Below are 20,193 nucleotides of genomic sequence, written 5' to 3'. Positions count from 1 at the left end.
AACCCCTGGTTAATACCGGCTACCTATCGTTGCGCGGAATAATTTTCTCTCACCGCGCCAATTGCCGGACAGACCATGAAAATCGGTACCCTGCTGACCACCGCCATCGTCTCGCTCTCGACCGTCGGCGGCGGCCTTGCCGTCTACGTCGCCGTGACGAAGTACCAGACCATGGAGCGGATCACCGAAGCGCAAGGGCGGCTCGCCATTGTCCGCGCCGTCAGCGACATACCGCGCTATCTCAATCCCGAGCGCGGCTTTGCCACCAACATCCTTTATGGTCCGGCGACCTACGATCCGGCACAGCTGTCCGAGCATGACAAGCTGCGCAAGCAGACCGACGGTGCGCGCGACAAGATGAACGCACTGCGCAAGGAGCTGCCCGGTCCGTTCGACGACGGCACCACCACCGGCAACAGCATCGACGCCATCAATGCCAAATTCACCGCGCTGCGCGAGGCCATCGACAAGGCGATGGCGGGACCGCCGGAGTTGCGCAAGGACGCGGCCAAGAAGATCGTCGCCGACAACGCCGTGCTCAACGCCGGCGTGACCGCGCTCCTCAACGAGCAGGTCCGCCGCATGGCGATCCTCAACGGCGACGCTTACCGGCAGGCCAGCTACGCCAACATCGCGATGACATTGCGCGATGTCGGCGGCTTCAATTCCAGCCTGCACAAGAATCTCGTCGGCGGGAAGAAACCGGCAACCGACACCGAGAAGGCCGATATCGCCCGCTCGCAGGGTCGCAACGACCAGATCGTGATGTCGTTGCTGGAGCTGCGCGGCAATCCCGCAACGCCGGCGAACATCGCCGCCGCGCTGGAGAAGTTCAACACGATCTACATCGAGGAGTTCGGCCGCGAGCTCAAGCTCGCGAAGGAAGGTGCGATCACCGGCAAGTACGAGCACGACGTCGACACCTATTACGCCGCCACGCAGCGCGGCCTCGGCACCATCATCGAGGTCCGCGACGCCTTCTACGACAATGCCGAGCAGATCCTTTCCGGCGCCTCCTCCGCGGCGCGCACCAGCTTCGGCATCGCCCTCGTCGGCCTGCTCGCCGTGCTGATCGCCAGCGCCGGCCTCATCATCATGGTCCGCCGCCGCGTCTGCGCTCCGATCGTCAGCCTGACGAGCCGGATGTCGCGGCTTGCCGACGGCGAAATGGCCGAAGAGATTCCCGGTGCCGCGCGCTCCGACGAGATCGGCGCGATGGCCGCCGCCGTCCAGGTGTTCAAGGACAACATGATCCGCGCCGACCGGCTGGCTGCCGAGAAGCAGGCCGAGAACGACGGCAAGATGCGCCGCGCCCAGGCGCTCGACGGCCTCACGCGGGCCTTCGAGGCCAAGGTCACCGAGCTCGTCGGCGGCCTGTCGAAGGCCTCCTCCACGATGGAGAGCACGGCGCAGTCGATGACCTCGACGGCAGCCCAGACCAACAGCCAGGCCGCGGTCGTCGCCGCCGCCTCGCAGCAGACCTCGACCAACGTGCAGACGGTCGCGAGCGCCACCGAAGAGCTGACCTCCTCGATCGCCGAGATCGGCCGTCAGGTCGCGCAGTCCACCGAGATTGCAGCCCGCGCCGTCGACAACGCCCGCCGCACCGGCGATACCGCCCGCGCCCTCGCCGAGGGCGCCCAGAAGATCGGCGACGTCGTCACGCTGATCCAGAGCATTGCCGAGCAGACCAATTTGCTGGCGCTGAACGCCACCATCGAAGCCGCCCGCGCCGGCGAGGCCGGCCGCGGCTTTGCGGTGGTCGCCTCCGAGGTGAAGTCGCTGGCCGGCCAGACTGCCAAGGCCACCACCGAGATCTCCGAGCAGATCACCGCGATCCAGTCCGCCAGCGACGAGACCGTGACCGCGATCCGCAACGTCGCCGACGTCATCGCCGAAATCGACCAGATCGGCACCGCGATTGCGGCCGCGATCGAGGAACAGGGCTCCGCCACCCGGGAGATCGCCCGCAGCGTCCAGGAAGCCGCCCGCGGCACCCAGGAGGTCAACACCAACATATCAGGCGTCCAGCGCGCCGCCGACGACACCGGCGCGGCCGCCCGCGAAGTGCTCGGCGCGGCCGAGCAGCTCTCGACGCAGTCGCGCGATCTCGCCGGCCAGTTCGACCGCTTCCTCGGGGAAGTCCGCGCGGCCTGACGACGGCGAGCAAGGCAGCGAACGATCTCAACCGTAGAGCTCCGTGTACCTCTCCCGAAGGGAGAGGTCGGATCGCATCGAAGATGCGATCCGGGTGAGGGGTTACAGTCTCACCGTATGCTGCGGCCCCTCACCCGGATTGCTCAGGCGCGCAATTGCGCGCCATAGCAATCCGACCTCTCCCCGCTGGGGAGAGGTGACCCCAGACCGCTCCTTCAATACGGCGGCGCCTTGCGTGCGCGCTGTGCCTTGGCAGCTTCAATCCACCAGGTGAGATCATCGGCAAAGCGCGGGAACGACCGCTCCAGCGCCTTGCCACCCTCGCCGATCGGCTGGCTGTCGGCCGACAGCGTCTGCGCGATCGGGCCGACACCGATGGTGCTCGACACCACCACCATGCCCATCTCCGATAGCGTGCCATGCCAGGCGGTCGAGGCGCGCGCGCCGGACAGGCGGCCGGCGGAATAGCTCACGATCGCGGCCGGACGCCAGAACCATTCTTCGAGGAAATGGTCGGTGAGGTTCTTCAGGCCCGGTTGAATGCCCCAATTGTACTCGCCGGTGACGAAGACGAAGCCGTCGGCGCCGCGGATCTGGCCGGCCAGCTTCTCCAGCGCCTCGGGCGCGGTGCCTTTGGGATATTCCTTGTACATGCGATCGAGCATCGGCAGGCCGATCGCCTTGGCGTCGATGAACTCGACGTCATCGCCGCGGCTGCGCAGGCGATCGATCACGAAATTCGCAAGGCGGATGCCCATGCGGTCGGAACGGTAGGAACCGTAGAGGACAAGGATGCGATTGCTCATGGCCTGACGCTAGCACGAACCGATCACCTTGTCGCGCTATCGCCTGCGCCCGAGTTCCAGCGTTTGCGACGGCGTCTCGCCGAACTGGTCGCGATAGCTTCTGGAGAAGTCGCTGAGATGCCAGAAGCCGAACGCCAGCGCGACGGCCTTGACGCTGTCGGCTCCCGCCAGCAGTTGTCGGCGCACCAGCCACAGCCGGCGCAGCCGCAGATAACGATGCAGGCTCATGCCGCGATAGCGGCGGACCGCGTCATGCATGGTGCGGACGGACAGGCCGAGCTTGCGCGCGATCTCTTCGCTGTAGATCGGCTGCGAGAGGTCGTCGGACAACAGCGCGCGGATGTTCTGGAAGATCCTGAAGTTTCGCTCGTCGTTGGCGCGCAGGATCCAGCGCGCGGGCACGATGCTTTCGAACGCCTCGTCGACGGCACCAAGCAGCGACTCCTTCATCGCCGCGGCCTTCGTCGGCAGCCCGGTTGCATCGACGGGTTCGGACGCAGCTGCCAGAACCTCCCGAACCACGCTACGCAGCCGGTTCAGGCCCGCAGCGGTCGTCTCGAAAATCTTGAAGCTCGAGGCCGCATGCGGCCAGCCGCGATCCGTCACCTCCGGCCTGAACACCACAGAGCCGATCAGCCGCTGCACCTCCTCGATGGTGGTGTAGGCCGCACCACCGCTACCGATGACGATGACCGGGCGGGCTCGCTGCGAGCCGTTAAAGCGAATGGGCACGTCGAGATCGTCCATCATGAAGCCGATCGCCGTGCAATTCTCGACGAGTTGCGCGTCGACGACGCGTGGAAACGCGCGCGTTAAATTCACGTCGCAGCCGGGCAGCGACAAGATGGTCTGCTCAGCCGAAATCTTCCGTACGAAAGGCGTGAATTCGAAGCTCAGGCCTCGTATGGCATATCGAAATTCATCGACGTCGGAGAAGCGAAATGTTTTGGGCGCCAAGGCGGGCGCGTCATCAATACTGTTCATGGCAATATGAAACGTCGCGTCACAATGGACGCGCGTCCGGCAACGATGCCGGATGACTTCCCCCTATCGGTCACCATCAAGCCGAAGGAATCACGCTGACTTCGCGGATCAGTTGGCGAGTGTCCCGTTCAAAGGACAAGCCGGCACATCAGGCCTCGCCGAATTTCGATATCGTTTCCGGCGATGCCGGAGGTGCATTCATACCCGGGAGAGCGAGATCTAAAGTTCGAATTAACGTCTCTGGCGCGGAATGGCGGCCGTTAGATCGTTGAAATTTATTTGAGTACAGGCCCCTGCCATGATGGCAAATTCGCCTGCCGATATTCTGGAAGAATTGGAAGAAGCGGTTGCCGCCTGTCCGCAGGACCGCTGCGCTCGCATCCTCGACGGCATCGTGCAGTTGCTCACGAGCAGCCGCGACCGGCCACAGGAGCTGCTGGCCGGTGTGGTCGACGGCGTTCTGCTGCGATTGACCGGGCGGGTCGACGTCCGCGCACTGGCTCAACTCGGCACCACGCTGGCCGAGCTGAAGGTGGCGCCGCCCAAGACCTTGCTGCGTCTCGCCTCACACAGCGACCCCGATGTGGCGTGTCCGGTCCTGCTCAAGTCCCAGGCCATCTCCGCGGCGGATCTCGCGGCGATCGCGGTCTGCTGCGGCGAGCCGCAGCAACGCGCGATCGCAGCGCGGGGCGCCATCGCGCCTGCAGTTACCGAGGCGCTGATCGCGCGCGGGGAAACGATTTGCCTCGCGCTGATCAAGAACCCCGGCGCCCAATTCTCCGATGCGGCCTATGCGGCGCTGATCGCCATGGCCGAGCTGGACGGCGAGATCATGAAGGCGCTGGCGCTGCGGCCCGGCACGCCTGACCTCGTCGTGCGGAAACTGCTCGCGGTCCCTTCCCGGCAGAAGGCCAAGCCCAGCGCATCCGCGGTGCCGCCGGCGCGGGATACCGCACCAAAGCGGCCCTGCGCAACCGACTACACGAATGCGAGGCCCGAGATCGTCGCGCTCAACCGCGTCGGCAAGCTCAACGATTCCACCGTGAACCGCTTTGCGATCCGCGGCGAGACCGCCAACCTCTTCACCGCACTGTCCGTGCTGTCGGGCGCGCCGATCGAGATCGTCGAGCACGTCATGATCGATGACGATTGCGAAGGCCTGGTGATGGCCTGCCGCGCCTCGCGCCTGAACTGGCAGACCACGCTCGCGATCCTGAGCAACCGGAGCGGCACGCGGCTGTCCTTCGCGGAGCGCGAACGCGCGCAGCATCTGTTCGAAACGCTTCTTCTGTCGACCAGCCAATGGACCGTGCGCTGGGGGGAAATTGCAGCAAGCGCCAACATGCGCGATCGGGGACATCGCGGCGCGGGAATGGGGGGTTAGCCGATGAAATTCGATGGTCGCAAAATGCCTCGCGTGCGGATGGACCACCGGCAACCGGTCAATTTGATGGGGTCGGACGGCACCTGGCGGCGCAGCTGCGTGCTGATCGACGTGTCACAGTCGGGCGCCAAGCTCGAGGTCGAGGGCACGCTCGACGTGCTCCAGGCCAAGGAATTCTTCATGGTGCTGTCCTCGACGGGCCTCGCCTACCGGCGCTGCGAGCTGGTCTGGATCGACGGCACCATGGCCGGTGTCCATTTCATCACCGCAGACGGCAAGCGCAAGCCGGCAAGCAAGCAACCGGCGAGCGCGCAGGCTTCCGCACAAGGCAAGTAGATCCGAAGCTTCATTCCACGCATCGAGCTCCCCCCAGGGTCAACGTCCAGGCCAGACTGTGCAGAAGGCGCGAACCATACAGAAGGCCGCGAGTGGTGACGGCGGCGCCCGGGCAACCGAAGCCGCCCGCCCGCTCGTGCAGGTTCTGGCCGACTCCTCCGGCAAATTGTCGGGCGTCTGCGCGATCCTCGAAGAGAAGTTCACCGTTGCGGGCGAGCGGCTCGATGCCGATGCCAAGCTGGCGCAGCTGCCGGACGCCATCGTCGTCCGCGCCGAGCTGCGCGACGTCGACACCATCGCGGCGATCAAGAAACGAGCCGGCAAGTTCGCAAAGGCGAGGAAGCGCATCTTCCTGCTTGAGCACGCCTCTCACGTCGGTGTTTCGCAGGCCTATGCGCTCGGGGCGACACTCGTCCTTCCCGGTCCGGTCAATCGGATCCAATTGCTGGCGGCGCTGAGTGATCCGCGCGACGATGCGGCCGCAGCGCCAGCTGGCGCGACGCAGCCGGACAACGCCGTCGAGACCGCGGCAACCGCGATCGCATCGATGTTCATGTCCGTCACCCTCGGCCAGCCGCTCGATGTCGACGGCACCAGGGAAGCCGGCCGCCAGATCGCCGACCGCATCACCCAGCACGGCCTGTCGGAATGGCTCACCACCGTGCGGCGCCACCATGAAGGGACCTATCAGCATTGCCTGCTGGTCACCGGCGTCGCGATCGACTTTGGCCTCAGTCTCGGCGTCGGGCGCGCTGATCTGGAACGGCTGTATACGGCGGCGATGTTCCACGATATCGGCAAGGCCCGGATTCCGCTCGCCATCCTCGACAAGCCCGGCCGCCTCGATCCGGAGGAGCGCGCCATGATCGAGACTCACCCGGCCGCCGGCTATGATTTCCTGAAAGGCCACGACAAGATCTCGCCGGAGATCCTCGATGCGGTGCGCCACCATCACGAATATCTCGATGGCAGCGGCTATCCCGACGCGCTCTGCGCCGAGAACATCGGCGACATCGTGCGCATCCTCACTATCTCGGATATTTTCGCAGCGCTGATCGAGCACCGCCACTACAAGCCGACGATGCCGCGCAATGAGGCCTACAATATTCTGTGCGGGATGAACGGCAAGCTTGAGAAGGCGCTGGTCAACTCGTTCAAGCAGGTCGCGCTCACGCGCTGAGCGTGGCAACCATTTCGAACGCGAGCCTCAGTGCGTCGCGCGATATCTGGCGCGTCGGGGAATCGAGCGGCAGGCAAGCCCCTCGGCCAGCAGCTTCATATCCTCGCGTTTACCGCTGCGGATCAGCCTGGAGAGCTCATCGGGAGTGAAGGGAAGACTGGGGTCATCGTCGATCGGGTGCCGCAGTCGCGGACCAAACAACCATCGAACCAGGCTAGCCAGCCGCCGCATGCCAATTCCCTCGCGCCAGCAACAAACCTCTCACGGGGCATATTGTTCCTCCCGCACGGTCGAGATTTCAAGAGGCCTCGTGGACTCCACACCAAAAATTTCAGTGAGAATGTTCTTCTCCGTGCGACCGGGCTCGCCCTGCTGACAGGCCGTCGTGCCAATCGGCAAAACCGACATAGCGCTCAAAATCGTCACTGCCCTCGCAATCCGAGCGAACCATGTTGGCGGCAAAGTTGTCGTCGCAACAACCCGTCGCAAAGCAGATCATGATGACTTGCGGCGATGCACCTCTTCCGCCGGCGCGCTCGCTCATCCCACAGCATTGCAAGTGCAACGCGTAATCGGTTGCCGATAGTGCCGGGCAAATCTATGCTGGGGCGCAAACAAGACCAAGAATCCCGTGAGGAGTCCATCATGGTTGCGCCGCTCGATCCTGTCATCGCCCAGATCATCCCGCTGCTGCCGCTGCGCGATCCCGCCACGATGACGCCACAGAGCGCCCGCGATTCCTTGCGTGCACTCGCTGCCTCGCGCGCGGCCGTGCCGCCTCCGCCCGTCGACATCGTGCAGGACATCAAAGTCAGGGGCGGCGCCGGCCCGCTTGCGGCCCGCCTCTATCGCGCTGGTAGCAGCAATCCCGCACCGACGGTGGTGTTCTTCCATGGCGGCGGCTGGGTCGCCGGCGATCTCGAGACCCACGACCGGCAGGCGCGCAATCTGGCCATCGAGACCGGTGGGGTGGTCGTCTCCGTGGATTATCGGCGCCCGCCGGAGACGCGCTTTCCTGGCGCGTTCGAGGACGCCTTCGCGGCGACGCGCGATATTTTCAGCCGCATCGCGGAATTTGGCGGCGATGCGAAACGCCTCGGCGTCGCTGGCGACAGCGCCGGCGGCAATCTCGCGGCCACGACCGCCCTCGCCTGCCGCGATGCCGGCATCAAGCTCGCCGCGCAACTGCTGGTCTATCCCGTGACCGACGTCCTCGGCCATTATGCCGATGCGCGTGAGAACGCACGCTATCCGTCGCGCGCCGAGAATGCCGAAGGCTACTTCCTGACGCGCGCCACGATGGAATGGTTTTGCGGCCATTATCTCACCGAGGCCAGCGATGCCGCCGACTGGCGGGTCTCGCCGCTGCGCGCCACCTCGCTCGAGGGCCTTGCACCCGCGGTTGTGACCACCGCCTGGTACGATCCGCTGCGCGACGAGGGCGCGGCCTATGCGCGGGCGCTTGAGGCCGCGGGCGTCCGGGTCAAGCACCACGAAGGCGCCGGGCTCATTCATGGCTATTTCGGCCTCGGCGATGCATCCGAGGCTGCTCGTAGCGAAGCGCAACGGGCGCGTGCCGACTTCAAGGCCTTGCTCTCGCGCGGCACCTGATCCTGCGCCGGGAATCAGGCGGCGATGTCCGATGCGCTCATCAGGGCCGTCGCCCTCCTAGACCGCTGGAGAAAATGAACCGCGCATGAATGGCTCACGCCTGATCCTGCTTGATTGCGCCACGATTCCGGTCTCCAATTCGCGCCGCCAATTTCTGGTTTAGGGAGACACCCATGATGAAACGGATTTTCCTCGCGGCGATCGTTGCCACCTTCGCAGCGGGCTCGGCGCTGGCCGACGACACCTGCGAGAGCAAGGCGGTCGGCAAGGACGGCAAGCCGCTCGCCGGCGCAGCCAAGACCTCGTTCTTGAAGAAGTGCAAGGCAGACGCGTGCACGCCGAAGGCGGTCGGCTCCGACGGCAAGCCGCTCGCCGGCGCCGCCAAGAACAGCTTCATGAAGAAGTGCGAGACCAGCGCCTGATCGCTGCGGATCTGCTGCTTCTTTAGCGAGCAATCGCCCCGCGAAACGCGTCATGCCCGGGCCTGTCCCGGGCATCGACTTTCTTGCTTCCGCATAACGCGCGCTGCGCGTCATCCCAAGACATCACGACCCTAGACAGAAGCCGCTCGCTGGCGGATCATGCAGCGCTGAGTGAATCCGGGGCGCATGGACGAGGCTTCTGCGAAAGGGACGTCAAGATGTGGCAACTTCAAGTGCGTAATCCGATCATGGCGACGATGAGCTTGCTGGTCGCACTGCTCGTCAGTCTTGACGCTGCGAACGCGAGGGGCCCCGGTCTGCCCAACGTCACGGTTCTCGCGACCGGCGGCACGATCGCCGGCAGCGGGGCGAGCAGCACCACCGTGGTCGGCTACACCGCGGCCACCGTGGGTATCGAAACGCTCCTGAACGCCGTGCCCGAGTTGAAAACGGTCGCCAACGTCAAGGGCGAGCAGGTTTTCCAGATCGCCAGCGAGAACATGAACAATGACTACTGGCTCAAGCTTGCCAAGCGCGTCAACACGCTGCTCGCGCAGGACGACGTCGACGGCATCGTGATCACGCACGGGACCGATACGATCGAGGAGACCAGCTATTTCCTGAACCTCGTCGTCAAGAGCAAGAAGCCGGTCGTGGTCGTCGGCGCGATGCGGCCGTCGACGGCGATCAGCGCGGACGGACCAATCAATCTCTTCAATGCCGTGATCCTCGCCGGCAGTGAAGAGGCGGTCGGCAAGGGCGTGCTGGTTGCGCTCAACGACCAGATCAACGCGGCGCGCGACGTCACCAAGAACAACACCTCGACGGCGGACACCTTCCGCACGCCAGAGCTCGGCTTTCTCGGCTACATGCAGGGCAACAAGCCGTACTTCTATCGTCAATCGACCCGCCGGAACACGGCGGATTCCGAGTTCGACGTGTCCAATCTCGATGTCCTGCCGCAGGTCGACATCGTCTACGGCTACGCCAACATGAACCGGGTCGCGGTCGACGCCTTTGTCGCCGCCGGCGCCAAGGGCATCGTGCATGCCGGCGTCGGCGACGGCAGCCTGGCCCGGCCCGCGGTCGAGCCGGCGCTCGACGAGGCCCGCAAGAAGGGTGTCGTGATCGTTCGCAGCAGCCGCGTCGGCAACGGCATCGTCGCGCGCAATGGCGAGGCCAAGGACGACGAGCACGATTTCGTCGTCTCGGATACGCTCAATCCGCAGAAGGCGCGCATCCTCTTGATGCTGGCGCTGACCAAGACGACCGACACCAAGGAAATCCAGCGGATGTTCTACACCTACTAGGGCGCCGGGGCCGCAGGCGCGCCCGGAGCGCTGAGGCCCGGTAGCCCGGATGGAGCGAAGCGTAATCCGGGTTCGGTACCACGCGGACGGTCGTGCGATGCGGATGGTCCCACCCCGGATTGCGCTGCGCTCCATCCGGGCTACACGTCCACCGACGGCGAAAAGCTCTAATCCCGCTTGTAGCGGTAGTCGAACGCGGCGCCGAACGGCTTGATCAGGCCGACCGTCGGCGCCGGAAAGTGAATCGGCAGGATCAGCGTGTCGGTGTCGGCGACGGAGGCGAAGAATTTTCGCCGCGACACCGCCGACTGCTTGGAATCCCAATCGGGCTTCGACGACCACTCCGGCTCGCGGCACTGGATCTGGTGGTGCATGAGGTCGCCCGCGACCACCGCCCGCTGCCCCCTGGAAAAAATGTTCACGCAGCAATGGCAAGGCGAATGCCCCGGCGTCGGCGTCAGCGTGACGGTATCGTCGAGCGCGTAATCGTCATCCACCAGCAGCGCCTGCCCCGCCTCGACGATCGGCAGGCAATTGTCGCGGAATACGGTTCCGGGCGGATCATTGTTCTTGGCGTTTTCGGCTTCCCATGCCGCGTACTCGCCCTTGTGGAAGACGTATTTCGCATTCGGAAAGGTCGGCACCCAGCGGCCGTCGCGCAACGTGGTGTTCCAGCCGGTATGGTCGATGTGCAGATGGGTGCAAAAGACGTAGTCGATCTGCTCGAAGGAGATGCCGAGCGCGAACAATTCGTTGCGCCAGCGCTCCTTGCCGGGAAAGTCGAACGGCGGCGGATGGCCCTTATCCTCGCCGGTGCAGGTGTCGACCAGAATCGTATAGCGCGGCGTGCGTACCACGAAGGTCTGATAGGTGATCACGATCATGCCGCGCGCGGCGTCGAACACCTCCGGCTCCATCGTCGGCAGATGGCGCTTGAACACGCCCTCGTCATAAGCCGGGAAAAAATCCTGCGGCCGCCGCCACGGCCCCTCCCGCTCGATCACCGCATCGATGGTGATATCGCCGATCCTGAGCTGCTTCATGGTCGTTCACTCCCCTTTTGAAGGGAGCGTAATGGGAGACGTTAGCGCGTCAAGGCGCGCCGCGGAATACTAGCTCCGCAACCCCGGTGCCTCCTGCCCGGTCCGCGCGACATATTCCGTATAACCGCCGCCGAACTGGTGGATGCCCTCCGGCGTCAGCTCCAGCACGCGGTTCGACAGCGTCGCCAGGAAGTGGCGGTCATGCGAAACGAACAGCATGGTGCCGTCGAAATCCGACAGCGCCTTGATCAGCATCTCCTTGGTGGCGAGATCGAGATGGTTGGTCGGCTCGTCCAGCACAAGGAAGTTCGGCGGGTCGAACAGCATCTTTGCCATCACGAGGCGCGCCTTCTCGCCGCCCGAGAGCACGCGGCAGCGTTTCTCGACGTCGTCGCCCGAGAAGCCGAAGCAGCCCGCGAGCGCACGCAAGGAGCCCTGCCCTGCGGTCGGAAACTGGTCCTCCAGCGACTGGAACACGGTACGCTCGCCGTCGAGCAGGTCCATCGCGTGCTGGGCGAAATAGCCCATCTTGACGCTGCCGCCGACCGACACCGTGCCCTCGTCCGGCTCGCTCGCGCCGGCAATCAGCTTGAGCAGCGTCGACTTGCCGGCGCCGTTGACGCCCATCACGCACCAGCGCTCGCGCCTGCGGATCATGAAGTCGAGCCCGTCATAAATGCGCTTGCTGCCATAGCCCTTGTGGACGTTCTTGAGCGCGACGACGTCCTCGCCCGAGCGCGGTGCCGGCGGAAAGTCGAACGCGATGCTCTGGCGGCGGCGCGGCGGCTCGACCCGCTCGATCTTGTCGAGCTTCTTGACCCGGCTCTGCACCTGCGCGGCATGCGAAGCGCGCGCCTTGAAGCGCTCGATGAACTTGATCTCCTTGGCCAGCATGGCCTGCTGGCGCTCGAACTGCGCCTGCTGCTGCTTCTCGGCCATCGCGCGCTGCTGCTCGTAGAACTCGTAGTCGCCGGTATAGGTCGTGAGCGAACCGGAATCGATCTCGATCACCTTGGAGATCACCCGATTGATGAACTCGCGGTCATGCGAGGTCATCAGCAGCGTGCCCTCGTAGTCGTGCAGGAACTTCTCCAGCCAGATCAGGCTTTCGAGATCGAGATGGTTGCTCGGCTCGTCGAGCAGCATGACGTCGGGCCGCATCAGCAGGATACGCGCCAGCGCCACGCGCATCTTCCAGCCGCCCGAGAGTTTTCCGACGTCGCCGTCCATCATCTCCTGACTGAAGCCGAGGCCGGACAGCGCCTCGCGCGCCCGGCCGTCGAGCGCATAGCCGTCGAGCTCCTCGAAGGCGTGCTGGACCTCGCCATAGCGCGCGATGATCTCGTCCATCTGGTCGGCCTTGTCGGGGTCGGCCATGTCAGCCTCGAGCTGGCGCAACTCGGCCGCGACCTCGCTGACGGGACCCGCCCCATTCATCACCTCGGCCACGGCGCTGCGACCACTCATCTCGCCGACGTCCTGGTTGAAATAGCCGATGGTGATGCCGCGATCGGTCGAGACCTGCCCCTCGTCGGGCAGTTCTTCGCCGGCAATCATCCGGAACAGGGTGGTCTTGCCGGCGCCGTTCGGCCCAACCAGGCCGATCTTCTCGCCCTTGTTGAGGGCGGCGGAGGCTTCGATGAACAGGATCTGGTGGCCGGCTTGCTTGCTGACGTTATCGAGGCGGATCATGGGGTCTTTTTGGGGGGATTTTTGCGTTGCAGCGTCATAGGCCATACGGGACGCCAGGGGAAGCCCGGCGGGGTACGGGCTTGGCTCGCCAAACGCCTGCATCTGCAATTCGCCCCGACGCTCCCGATACGACGCTTCGCATCCGGGGAGGGCCGGCCCGCTATCCGCTTGAGCCCCAAGCACACCGGCCGAGCCATCGGGCGCCCGTTGTCACGAGGGTCACGTCATGGGGCCTGTGAAGCGGGGCTCGCGCCACTCGAACTCGGCTGCGGCGCGTATTTGGCTGCGAACTCCGAACAGAGCCTGTTCCGGTATTGGGCGGGCAAGGAGGCCAAGACCGATGCGGCAGCGACCGCCCTTGGATCGCCCTTCGAGTTCACCGCAAGGTAAGCGATCAACCGACGAAGCGTGAGAAAGATAGAAAAGAAATTCCGGGAGTTGACGTAGAAACAATGATTGCTTTCCCGTTTCGTGTCGCCGCGATCCTGCCAATACCGCTGGACTATCACCGTTCCCGCATCGAGGTCGGTCACCGCAAAGTTGCCGTCGCCGAGCGGCGTGAACAAGGGCTGATTGCTCAGAAACTTTGTTCCGTCGAGTTGCTGGCCGCGAACCGCGCCGATCAGCGCCTTACGTTCGGCCATATCGATGTCGCGGCCAACCCGAAACCCTTTCGGCAATTCAAGGGCGCACACGACGTAGCGTGGAAGGCGAATAGATTCCATCGCCCTCCCCTGTGCAGCCGGTGTGCATAGGTCCTGCCTGACGAGCTGCGACAGATGCGCAAGCGCGGTCGAGACCGCAGCCGCCTTCCCATTGAGGAGCAAGGGAGCTGGGTCTTTCTGACGAAGCCTGATTCCAGCTTCCAACAGGTCGTCAAATTGATCGCCTGCGGAAAATTCCAACTCGAGCAAGGAAGACCAGCCGAACGGCCAGAGCCAGATCGTTGATCGCGCCTTCCCGCCCGCGTTCCACTCCGCTCCATTCAAGGCCACATCGAAATTCTTGGGCCTGCAGCGAAGAGGCCACATGAAATCGCAGGCATCCCCAAACCCGGGGATGCTTCCGGGAACATTGTCAGCAGCCGTCTGATAGCGCGGCCAAAAGTGATTCCGGCGCAGATCCAGTTCATCACGCAGCGGAAACAGGACCAGATTCGCCAGTTCGATTTTGGCCCCGCCAACGCGCATCTGGCGATAGCCGGCCGAGGACAAAAGAAAGTGAACTCTTGGATCGAAATCGGTCGCGATGAACGGCTGAGACCAGAGGTGAACATCGAAAACGCAGTACACTACGCGCGCCATTTCAGATCCCTCGCAAGCGCCGCATCCCGATTGGCAACTTCCTGTCGGTCAACTGCAAAACCTTTGTCTTCTTGCGCTGGGCAAGATACCCTGGATGGGCTGTACAGCTGGGCGACAGCCCAAACATGCCGCCACTGCATGCCAGCCAAGGCGAGCAAGGCGGCAGCTATCTCCTGGGGCCAGCCGCAAGGCTGGCCCCAGCCGCTCACCGTTTCACGGTGAGAGGTGTCCTCCCTTTAAGCTCCGCTCGCCCGGCCGTCGACCGCACCGCCTTCCCGTCGAAGTACATCCTCATCTCCGAAGTCGGCTGAAGATCCCCACCGGCGTCCGGCACTTTGATCGGGTCCATCATGGTAGGAGCAATACCCCAGCGGGCCGCATTCTCCAACAGTTGGACGAACTCGTTCCTACGAACCCATTCCTCCGCTTGCGATCGGCGTTTGTCGTCCGGCACCTTGAGCTGAAACCATCCGAGCAAGAAACTGCCACCGTTGTTTGCCGGCACCACGAGTGAACCGAAGAATTGCTTGTTGTCCGCGGCCATCATGACCGGCTCGAACTTGCCGTCGGCGGCGCGCAGAGCTTTCAGAATTATCGTGGACTCGCTGTCGGCTCCCTGGACAATACGAGCATTGCGCCGGTTATCCTGGATCCATGAAATGCCATGCAAAACGGCGGCTACGATAAGGGCCAACACGGCAGCGAATCCACACTGCACGAGAAACGCCAGCGCGTTTACGGTTGATCCGATCCCTGCAAAACGCAGATGCAAGGATGGGAGCCCAAACGCCGCCAGAAGAAACAAGAGAACCGAGATCAAGATGCTGAGTGTGGCGGACTCCGTCGCGCCGAGCTCCATATTCCACTGCGGCGCGCACAATCGCAAGATCATCAGAAAAAACACGCCGGGAATGATATACGACGCGAGCCGCAGTGAAACACCGCCAACGCTTTCAGTTCCGAACAGACCGAGGCTGAGCTTCTTTTCCGAAACAATTGCGCCTGAAGTTATCTTTTTGTCTTTCTCGAGCGAATAGCTGACGCCGAAGCCCAGGTTTTCGTCTCGCTCTTCGATGCTTGAACCTGCCTGCAAGCACAGTCCATTCCAGACCCGAGTTGAGCCGGACTCAATGTCACCGAGATCGATCGCGTCTTCCGGAGTGCATGCGTCATTCTTGCCGAATTTCCCGATCTTCAGGGAGGCGGGGCCATACAGGATGAGCCTAGCTTTGGTCATCTTGGCATCGGTGGCATTCTCGATCCACAGACTGAAGCTCATCGTCTGACCGGCAAGGATTTCGTTACGCTCGAGAATGACCGTCAACGCGGGCTTGCTAGGAGCATCAGCCCAGGCCTCGCTGACAAGCGAGCCTATTAGCAGTTGGAGGACGACGACCGCGAAAGATGCGCGGAGCCAACGCACCATCGAGCGGCGCAAGCGCGCGCTTGTTTCGATTCCTGCCCTGCATGCCCAGCGGCGCGTCATCGGATCAAACCGCCTTCTACCACAACTTGTGCAAGCTAGGCTTACTCGGCGGGCAAGGCAAGACCACGCTGGTTCCCGCTACCTCACTGCGAACGGCGCCTGATACGGCCGGCCGAAGGGCACGCCGTTGATGACGGTCTGGATCGGCTTGAGCTGAGCCGTCCCGTCTCTCTTGTTGTTGCGCGTGTCGACGAAGCTGACCGGCCCCTCCACCAGCTCCATAATCGCGACGTCGGCGGGCGCACCGACTTGCAGCGTGCCGATTTTCGGCGCGCGATTGATGATCTTCGCTGGCGCTGTGGTCGCCATTGCAACCACCTGCTCCAGCGTGAAGCCAAGCGTCATGAACTTGCTCATCACATTGGGCAGGAAGGGCGTGCCCGGCGTATTGCCGGAGAAGACGTGGATGTCGGAGGAGATGGTGTCCGGCGTGCACCCACCGGGAATCGCGACTTCCGCGACGGTGAAATCGAAGCTGCCGCCACCATGACCGACGTCGAACAGCACGCCGCGCTGCTTGGCCGCCAGAGCCGCAGGCAGCAACCTGCCCTCCTGAACGATATTCGTGAAGAGGTTGGACATGTTCGGGGCACCTGAATAGGCATGCGTCAGCACGTCGCCCGGCCGCAGCAGATCCAGAATCTGCGACATCAGCTCCTTGGACTCGACGCCGCCGATATGCACCATCATCTTCGCCGGCCAGCCGCACATCTCGCAGGCCTGGATCCCGCGCTTGAGCGGCTCGAGCCCATGCTTGAAGATCACGTTCTCGGACATGCGCACCTTGACCCCGAGGAGGAAGTCCGGGTTCTCGGCAAGCGCCATCGCGCAGGCTTCGGTCTGTGCGTTGTCGATGTTGTAGAGCTCGGCGACCGGGAACGCCGACAAGCCGTTATTTGCGATGTGGACGAAGGCATACATCCGCGCCCGCGTCTGGGCCACGATGAAACGGCGCAACGCGGCGAGATTGTTGACGCCGGCGTCGCCCGCCGACACGACGGTCGTCGTGGCCTGGAATTGTACCAGCTCGTCCGCGGGAATACCGATCGCCGAGCCGTAGGGGTAGACGTGGCAATGCAGGTCGACGAGACCCGGCATAACGAGCTTACCGGACGCATCGATGCTCTTCAGCGCGCGCTCGGCGGGGATCGTCTCCTGGACGGTCTCGATGAGGCCCCAGCGAATGCCGATATCGCGCCTGGCGCGCAGAGACTGGCTGGGGTCGAGGACCTCTCCCCCGCGGATCACCAGATCGTACTTGTCGTTCGGCCCCATCGCGGCCCGCACAGGCGCGGCGAGGCTGACGGCTGCGGCTGATGTCGAAAGTGCCAGGAAATCGCGACGTGACAACGCGGACATGATGCTCCCCTGTGGTTTATTCTCGTTCGATGACCGACGGCATATCGGCGGACGGCTCGATGTGTCCGTTCCACATGCGTGCAATCGGACCGGGGCCGCTTCGCCCCAAACGATAAATCCTATGACGGCTCACCGGTGCTGAGGAGCCACAAAATATTCTGGGATGCGTGAACCTTCGAAGACAAATGCCGACTAAGCGAGCGCTGGGCCTATCAGGCCATGTCGATTGAGCACCTTCCTGGCGGCGCGGATGGTCGGATACCAGATTGTCGTTGCGATTTGCTCCGCAACACATTTGCCAAGGCCCCGAGCGGCCATAGTTGCTCGATCTGCTCAGATCACAAGCGAGGGGAGCGAAAGATCGTTGTAATCGATGACGAGGGTGGCCTTCGCTTCCGGCTGGCAGGTGCGAAGATAGAGCCGCTGTCCCTCAACGTAACGCCGGTTCGATGGAGCCTCAGGGTCCGGCGACGAGCCATCGCGCGAGGCGCACCGGGCAATGGACACGGCGAAGTCAGTTCGGAGGAAGACCGAAACGTCCCAATAGGTGAGCAGTTCGGGCCGATGCAGAAAAATGCCGTCGATCAGCAAAATGGAAGACGGCGATGCCTCCAGATCAATGGCAGGTACGATGTCGTCGGTCACATGATCGAAGATGGCTCGACGATAGATGCGAGAACCACCGGGGCTTAGCGGGTCCAGCAGGTGTTGTTTCAATGCCGGGTAATCATAGGAGTCCTCGAAAAAGCCTTTCGGAGAATGTCGGCCATGCCGATACCTGACGACCTTGGGATTGTGAAATCCGTCTACCGACGCTCGAATGACCGGCCGCCCCTTGGACGCAATGAAGCTTCCGAGTTCATCAGCGAATGTGGTCTTTCCTGCCCCGTCCACACCGTCGATGGCGATCCGAGCAATCCGATCTGGCGAGGTTAAAACCAGGCGATCAGCCAAGCCGGATAGAAATTTCTTTCTCTTATCCATCTGGATTGAAATGCGCCGGGCGGGAGAGACCTGAATCTACAATGAAGCCGATGACGTCCGCAATCGGGCCCCTGGCCGACACCGAAGCGCATGCCCTCGACGTCGCCTCCAGACGCGACGAACTCTCCGCCGCCTACGCCCTTCGCATCAGCTTGAGCGAAGCCGCGAGGCGCAGGCTCCGCTTGCCCGCGAGCGCGATGCCTTCGAGCTCGCCGCTGTCTTCCGTGCAGGTCCCCAAAAAACCGATCCCGACCTCGTAGCCGCCGAACACCGGGCTCTCGCCTTTCGCAGGCGTATGCTCCTGGTTCAGCATTTCGCCCTTCCAGCGGCCGTCGGCCGACGAGTACGAGCCGAGATAGTAGAAGAACGCATCGCCCCCGAGGATGCGGCCGTCGATCAGCAGCATCACGCCGGAGAGGGAGGCATCGACCCCGTCGAGCGCGCGCAGGCTCATCCCGTAGAGCCCGTTGGCGATCCCGCCCTGCCCGATCGTGCCGCGCGGCGGCAGCGCACCGTCGTCGAGCCGCGTGAGATTGGCCCAGAAAGGTGCTCCCGGCATGGTGTCGGCACCGCCCTGCAGACGGATCTGATTGCCGTGAAGCCGCCCACGCGCGCCGATCGAGGCGACATCGGCTCCCATCAGCGGCTTGTAGTTGGGATCGAGATTGTGCCGTTCGGTGATGACCTCGGCAACGATCTCACCGTCCTGCTCGGTATAGCTGCCAAGATGCGCAAAACCCGAATTGCCGCCGAGCATCTTGCCATCGTGCAGGCACATGATGCTGCGGCCGAACGCGTCGTTGACGCCGTATTCAACCTTGTACAGTCCGTCCAGCAACGCAATGAGCCCACAACATCGAAAAAAGAGTCGCCGGCTGCCTAGCACCGGCGCTGCAGCGAAGCCATCCGGCTTTTCCGCGCAGGGGGCAACCCGCGGAGCCATCGCGGCAAGATGCCATCATGCCACTGTTTTGCCCGACGGGTCAAGAGAAATTTCGTAAAATCCGCAATTCTTGCGATTGCGCCGTGATTTCAATGCACCGTCTACTGTGCATGGGGTTGTTTTCGAAATTTGGTTTGGCGGCGATCTCCGGGGCGTCAGTGACGCTTGAAATACTGCACATCGCGCTCGTGCTTCTCGGCCGCCGCGCGGCTTTTGAAGGTGCCGAGATTGCGCCGCTTGCCGGTCTTCGGATTGACCTTGCGTGAGTAGAGCCGGTATTCGCCGGATGCGAGCTTGCGGATCATGATCCGTGCCTCCTGCTTGTCGCCGATCAACGGCCTGCAGGCAGGCTGGTTCCGCTCAGAAGCACAGCGTGGTGACGAGCTTGCCCTGCTTGTCCTTGATCGCGTAGGGGCAGCGCAGCCGCTCCAGCGCCGCCTTGGCGTCCTCGTCGCCGAGCGCTGAAGCGCGTTCGTAATAGGCCTTTGCGGCGTCCTTGTCCTTCGGACCGCCGCGGCCCTCCTGCGCGAAGGCGCCCATCCGCTCCAGCGCACCGGGATGGTTTTGCGCCGCCGCCTTCTCGAACAGCGCACGCGCCGCGACGTCGTCCTTGGCACCGCCCGTGCCTTCGGAGAGCATCAGGCCGAGCTGGTATTGCGCCTCCGCGTTTGTCTCGGCGGATTTGGCCAGCAGTGCGCGGGCCTGCGCGGGATCGGCCGGCATGGCACCACCGGCGCCGCCGAGCGCGGCAAGATTGCTGACGCCGCGAGGATTGCCCGCCTGCGCCGCCTTCTCGAACAGCTTTCGCGCCTGCGCCTCGTCCTTGGCAACGCCTGCCCCGGTGCCGTAGACGACCCCGAGCTCGACCATGGCCGCGCTCGATCCCTTGTCGGCCGCCTTGCGCCAGGCGGCGATCGCCTCGGCGGTCTGCCGGTTGGCCGCATAGGCGCGGCCGAGCGCGAACATCGCGCGGCGCGACGATGATGCCGCCTGCTTGCAGAACTTGATGGCGGTTGCGACGTCGGCGGCCGCGATCTCGGCCACGCCCTTCACATCGGCCGGCTTGTCGGGATCGCTGGGATCGGCAGCGAGGCGATCGCAGAGGACGAGGTCGGCCGATTGCGCATGCGCCATAACCGGCACCGCAAGCGCGAGGAGAATGGCAAGGAGACAGGTTCGCATGGATACCACG

At 63.7% G+C, this 20,193-nt stretch carries 19 protein-coding genes; 7 read left to right on the top strand and 12 right to left on the bottom strand.

The window, feature by feature from the left end; translation table 11 throughout:
* The first annotated feature begins 75 nt into the window (after positions 1 to 75).
* Positions 76 to 2,157 (top strand): methyl-accepting chemotaxis protein, encoded by a 2,082-nt coding sequence (locus HYH08_RS02795; RefSeq protein ID WP_220008200.1) that lies wholly within the window; start codon positions 76 to 78, stop codon positions 2,155 to 2,157.
* 215 nt (positions 2,158 to 2,372) lie between these two features.
* Here HYH08_RS02795 and HYH08_RS02790 read toward each other — a convergent pair whose 3' ends face one another.
* Together HYH08_RS02790 and HYH08_RS02785 are read right to left on the bottom strand one after the other, a co-directional pair.
* Entirely contained in the window at positions 2,373 to 2,963 is a 591-nt protein-coding gene (locus tag HYH08_RS02790) for an NADPH-dependent FMN reductase (protein ID WP_220008199.1), read from the bottom strand.
* A gap of 36 nt (positions 2,964 to 2,999) precedes the next feature.
* Entirely contained in the window at positions 3,000 to 3,947 is a 948-nt protein-coding gene (locus HYH08_RS02785; protein ID WP_220008198.1) for an AraC family transcriptional regulator, read from the bottom strand.
* 298 nt (positions 3,948 to 4,245) lie between these two features.
* On the opposite strand from HYH08_RS02785, the gene HYH08_RS02780 reads away from it, so the two are divergent.
* From HYH08_RS02780 to HYH08_RS02770, 3 genes are read left to right on the top strand one after another with little or no spacing between them, the layout of a single operon-like run.
* Complete coding sequence (locus tag HYH08_RS02780) at positions 4,246 to 5,331, top strand: DUF2336 domain-containing protein (RefSeq protein ID WP_220008197.1); 1,086 nt, start codon at positions 4,246 to 4,248, stop codon at positions 5,329 to 5,331.
* 3 nt (positions 5,332 to 5,334) lie between these two features.
* Positions 5,335 to 5,667, top strand: a complete 333-nt coding sequence (locus HYH08_RS02775; RefSeq protein ID WP_220008196.1) for a PilZ domain-containing protein — start codon at positions 5,335 to 5,337, stop codon at positions 5,665 to 5,667.
* A gap of 58 nt (positions 5,668 to 5,725) precedes the next feature.
* Entirely contained in the window at positions 5,726 to 6,847 is a 1,122-nt protein-coding gene (locus HYH08_RS02770) for an HD-GYP domain-containing protein (protein WP_220008195.1), read from the top strand.
* 331 nt (positions 6,848 to 7,178) lie between these two features.
* Here the strand turns inward: HYH08_RS02770 and HYH08_RS02765 are convergent, their stop codons facing one another.
* Positions 7,179 to 7,391: a hypothetical protein gene (locus HYH08_RS02765; protein WP_220008194.1), complete on the bottom strand. Its 213-nt coding sequence runs from the start codon at positions 7,389 to 7,391 to the stop codon at positions 7,179 to 7,181.
* A 101-nt stretch (positions 7,392 to 7,492) separates the two neighbouring features.
* Here HYH08_RS02765 and HYH08_RS02760 point away from each other — a divergent pair, with 101 nt between their 5' ends.
* The 3 genes from HYH08_RS02760 (at position 7,493) to HYH08_RS02750 (ending at position 10,190) form a co-directional block, all read left to right on the top strand.
* The gene (locus tag HYH08_RS02760; protein WP_220008193.1) at positions 7,493 to 8,458 is read left to right on the top strand and encodes an alpha/beta hydrolase; all 966 of its coding nucleotides are present in this window, start codon (positions 7,493 to 7,495) and stop codon (positions 8,456 to 8,458) included.
* 173 nt (positions 8,459 to 8,631) lie between these two features.
* On the top strand, positions 8,632 to 8,880 hold the full coding sequence (locus HYH08_RS02755; RefSeq protein ID WP_220008192.1) for a hypothetical protein: 249 nt from the start codon (positions 8,632 to 8,634) through the stop codon (positions 8,878 to 8,880).
* Positions 8,881 to 9,098: 218 nt separating this feature from the next.
* Positions 9,099 to 10,190: a type II asparaginase gene (locus HYH08_RS02750; RefSeq protein WP_220008191.1), complete on the top strand. Its 1,092-nt coding sequence runs from the start codon at positions 9,099 to 9,101 to the stop codon at positions 10,188 to 10,190.
* 167 nt (positions 10,191 to 10,357) lie between these two features.
* On the opposite strand, the gene HYH08_RS02745 is transcribed toward HYH08_RS02750, so the two are convergent.
* The 9 genes from HYH08_RS02745 to HYH08_RS02705 all read right to left on the bottom strand — a co-directional run bounded on the left by HYH08_RS02745 (position 10,358) and on the right by HYH08_RS02705 (position 20,183).
* Complete coding sequence (locus HYH08_RS02745) at positions 10,358 to 11,233, bottom strand: MBL fold metallo-hydrolase (RefSeq protein ID WP_220008190.1); 876 nt, start codon at positions 11,231 to 11,233, stop codon at positions 10,358 to 10,360.
* 69 nt (positions 11,234 to 11,302) lie between these two features.
* Entirely contained in the window at positions 11,303 to 12,925 is a 1,623-nt protein-coding gene (locus HYH08_RS02740) for an ABC-F family ATP-binding cassette domain-containing protein (RefSeq protein WP_220008189.1), read from the bottom strand.
* Between the two features lie 224 nt (positions 12,926 to 13,149).
* The gene (locus tag HYH08_RS02735; protein ID WP_220008188.1) at positions 13,150 to 14,229 is read right to left on the bottom strand and encodes a hypothetical protein; all 1,080 of its coding nucleotides are present in this window, start codon (positions 14,227 to 14,229) and stop codon (positions 13,150 to 13,152) included.
* Positions 14,230 to 14,434: 205 nt separating this feature from the next.
* A complete protein-coding gene (locus tag HYH08_RS02730) occupies positions 14,435 to 15,715 on the bottom strand; it encodes a hypothetical protein (RefSeq protein WP_220008187.1) in 1,281 nt (426 codons plus the stop codon).
* A gap of 78 nt (positions 15,716 to 15,793) precedes the next feature.
* Positions 15,794 to 17,074 (bottom strand): amidohydrolase family protein, encoded by a 1,281-nt coding sequence (locus HYH08_RS02725; protein ID WP_220008186.1) that lies wholly within the window; start codon positions 17,072 to 17,074, stop codon positions 15,794 to 15,796.
* A 333-nt stretch (positions 17,075 to 17,407) separates the two neighbouring features.
* Complete coding sequence (locus tag HYH08_RS02720; protein WP_220008185.1) at positions 17,408 to 18,058, bottom strand: nucleoside/nucleotide kinase family protein; 651 nt, start codon at positions 18,056 to 18,058, stop codon at positions 17,408 to 17,410.
* Positions 18,059 to 18,191: 133 nt separating this feature from the next.
* Positions 18,192 to 18,896, bottom strand: a complete 705-nt coding sequence (locus tag HYH08_RS02715; RefSeq protein WP_220008184.1) for a hypothetical protein — start codon at positions 18,894 to 18,896, stop codon at positions 18,192 to 18,194.
* Positions 18,897 to 19,156: 260 nt separating this feature from the next.
* A complete protein-coding gene (locus HYH08_RS02710; RefSeq protein WP_084292415.1) occupies positions 19,157 to 19,306 on the bottom strand; it encodes a hypothetical protein in 150 nt (49 codons plus the stop codon).
* A 55-nt stretch (positions 19,307 to 19,361) separates the two neighbouring features.
* Positions 19,362 to 20,183: a tetratricopeptide repeat protein gene (locus tag HYH08_RS02705; RefSeq protein ID WP_220008183.1), complete on the bottom strand. Its 822-nt coding sequence runs from the start codon at positions 20,181 to 20,183 to the stop codon at positions 19,362 to 19,364.
* Positions 20,184 to 20,193 lie beyond the last annotated feature (10 nt).

Source organism: Bradyrhizobium sp. BR 10289 (assembly GCF_019455385.1).
Lineage (GTDB): Bacteria > Pseudomonadota > Alphaproteobacteria > Rhizobiales > Xanthobacteraceae > Bradyrhizobium.
The sequence above is the reverse complement of the archived record's forward strand: the minus strand, read 5'-3'. Positions and strand labels throughout refer to the sequence as shown.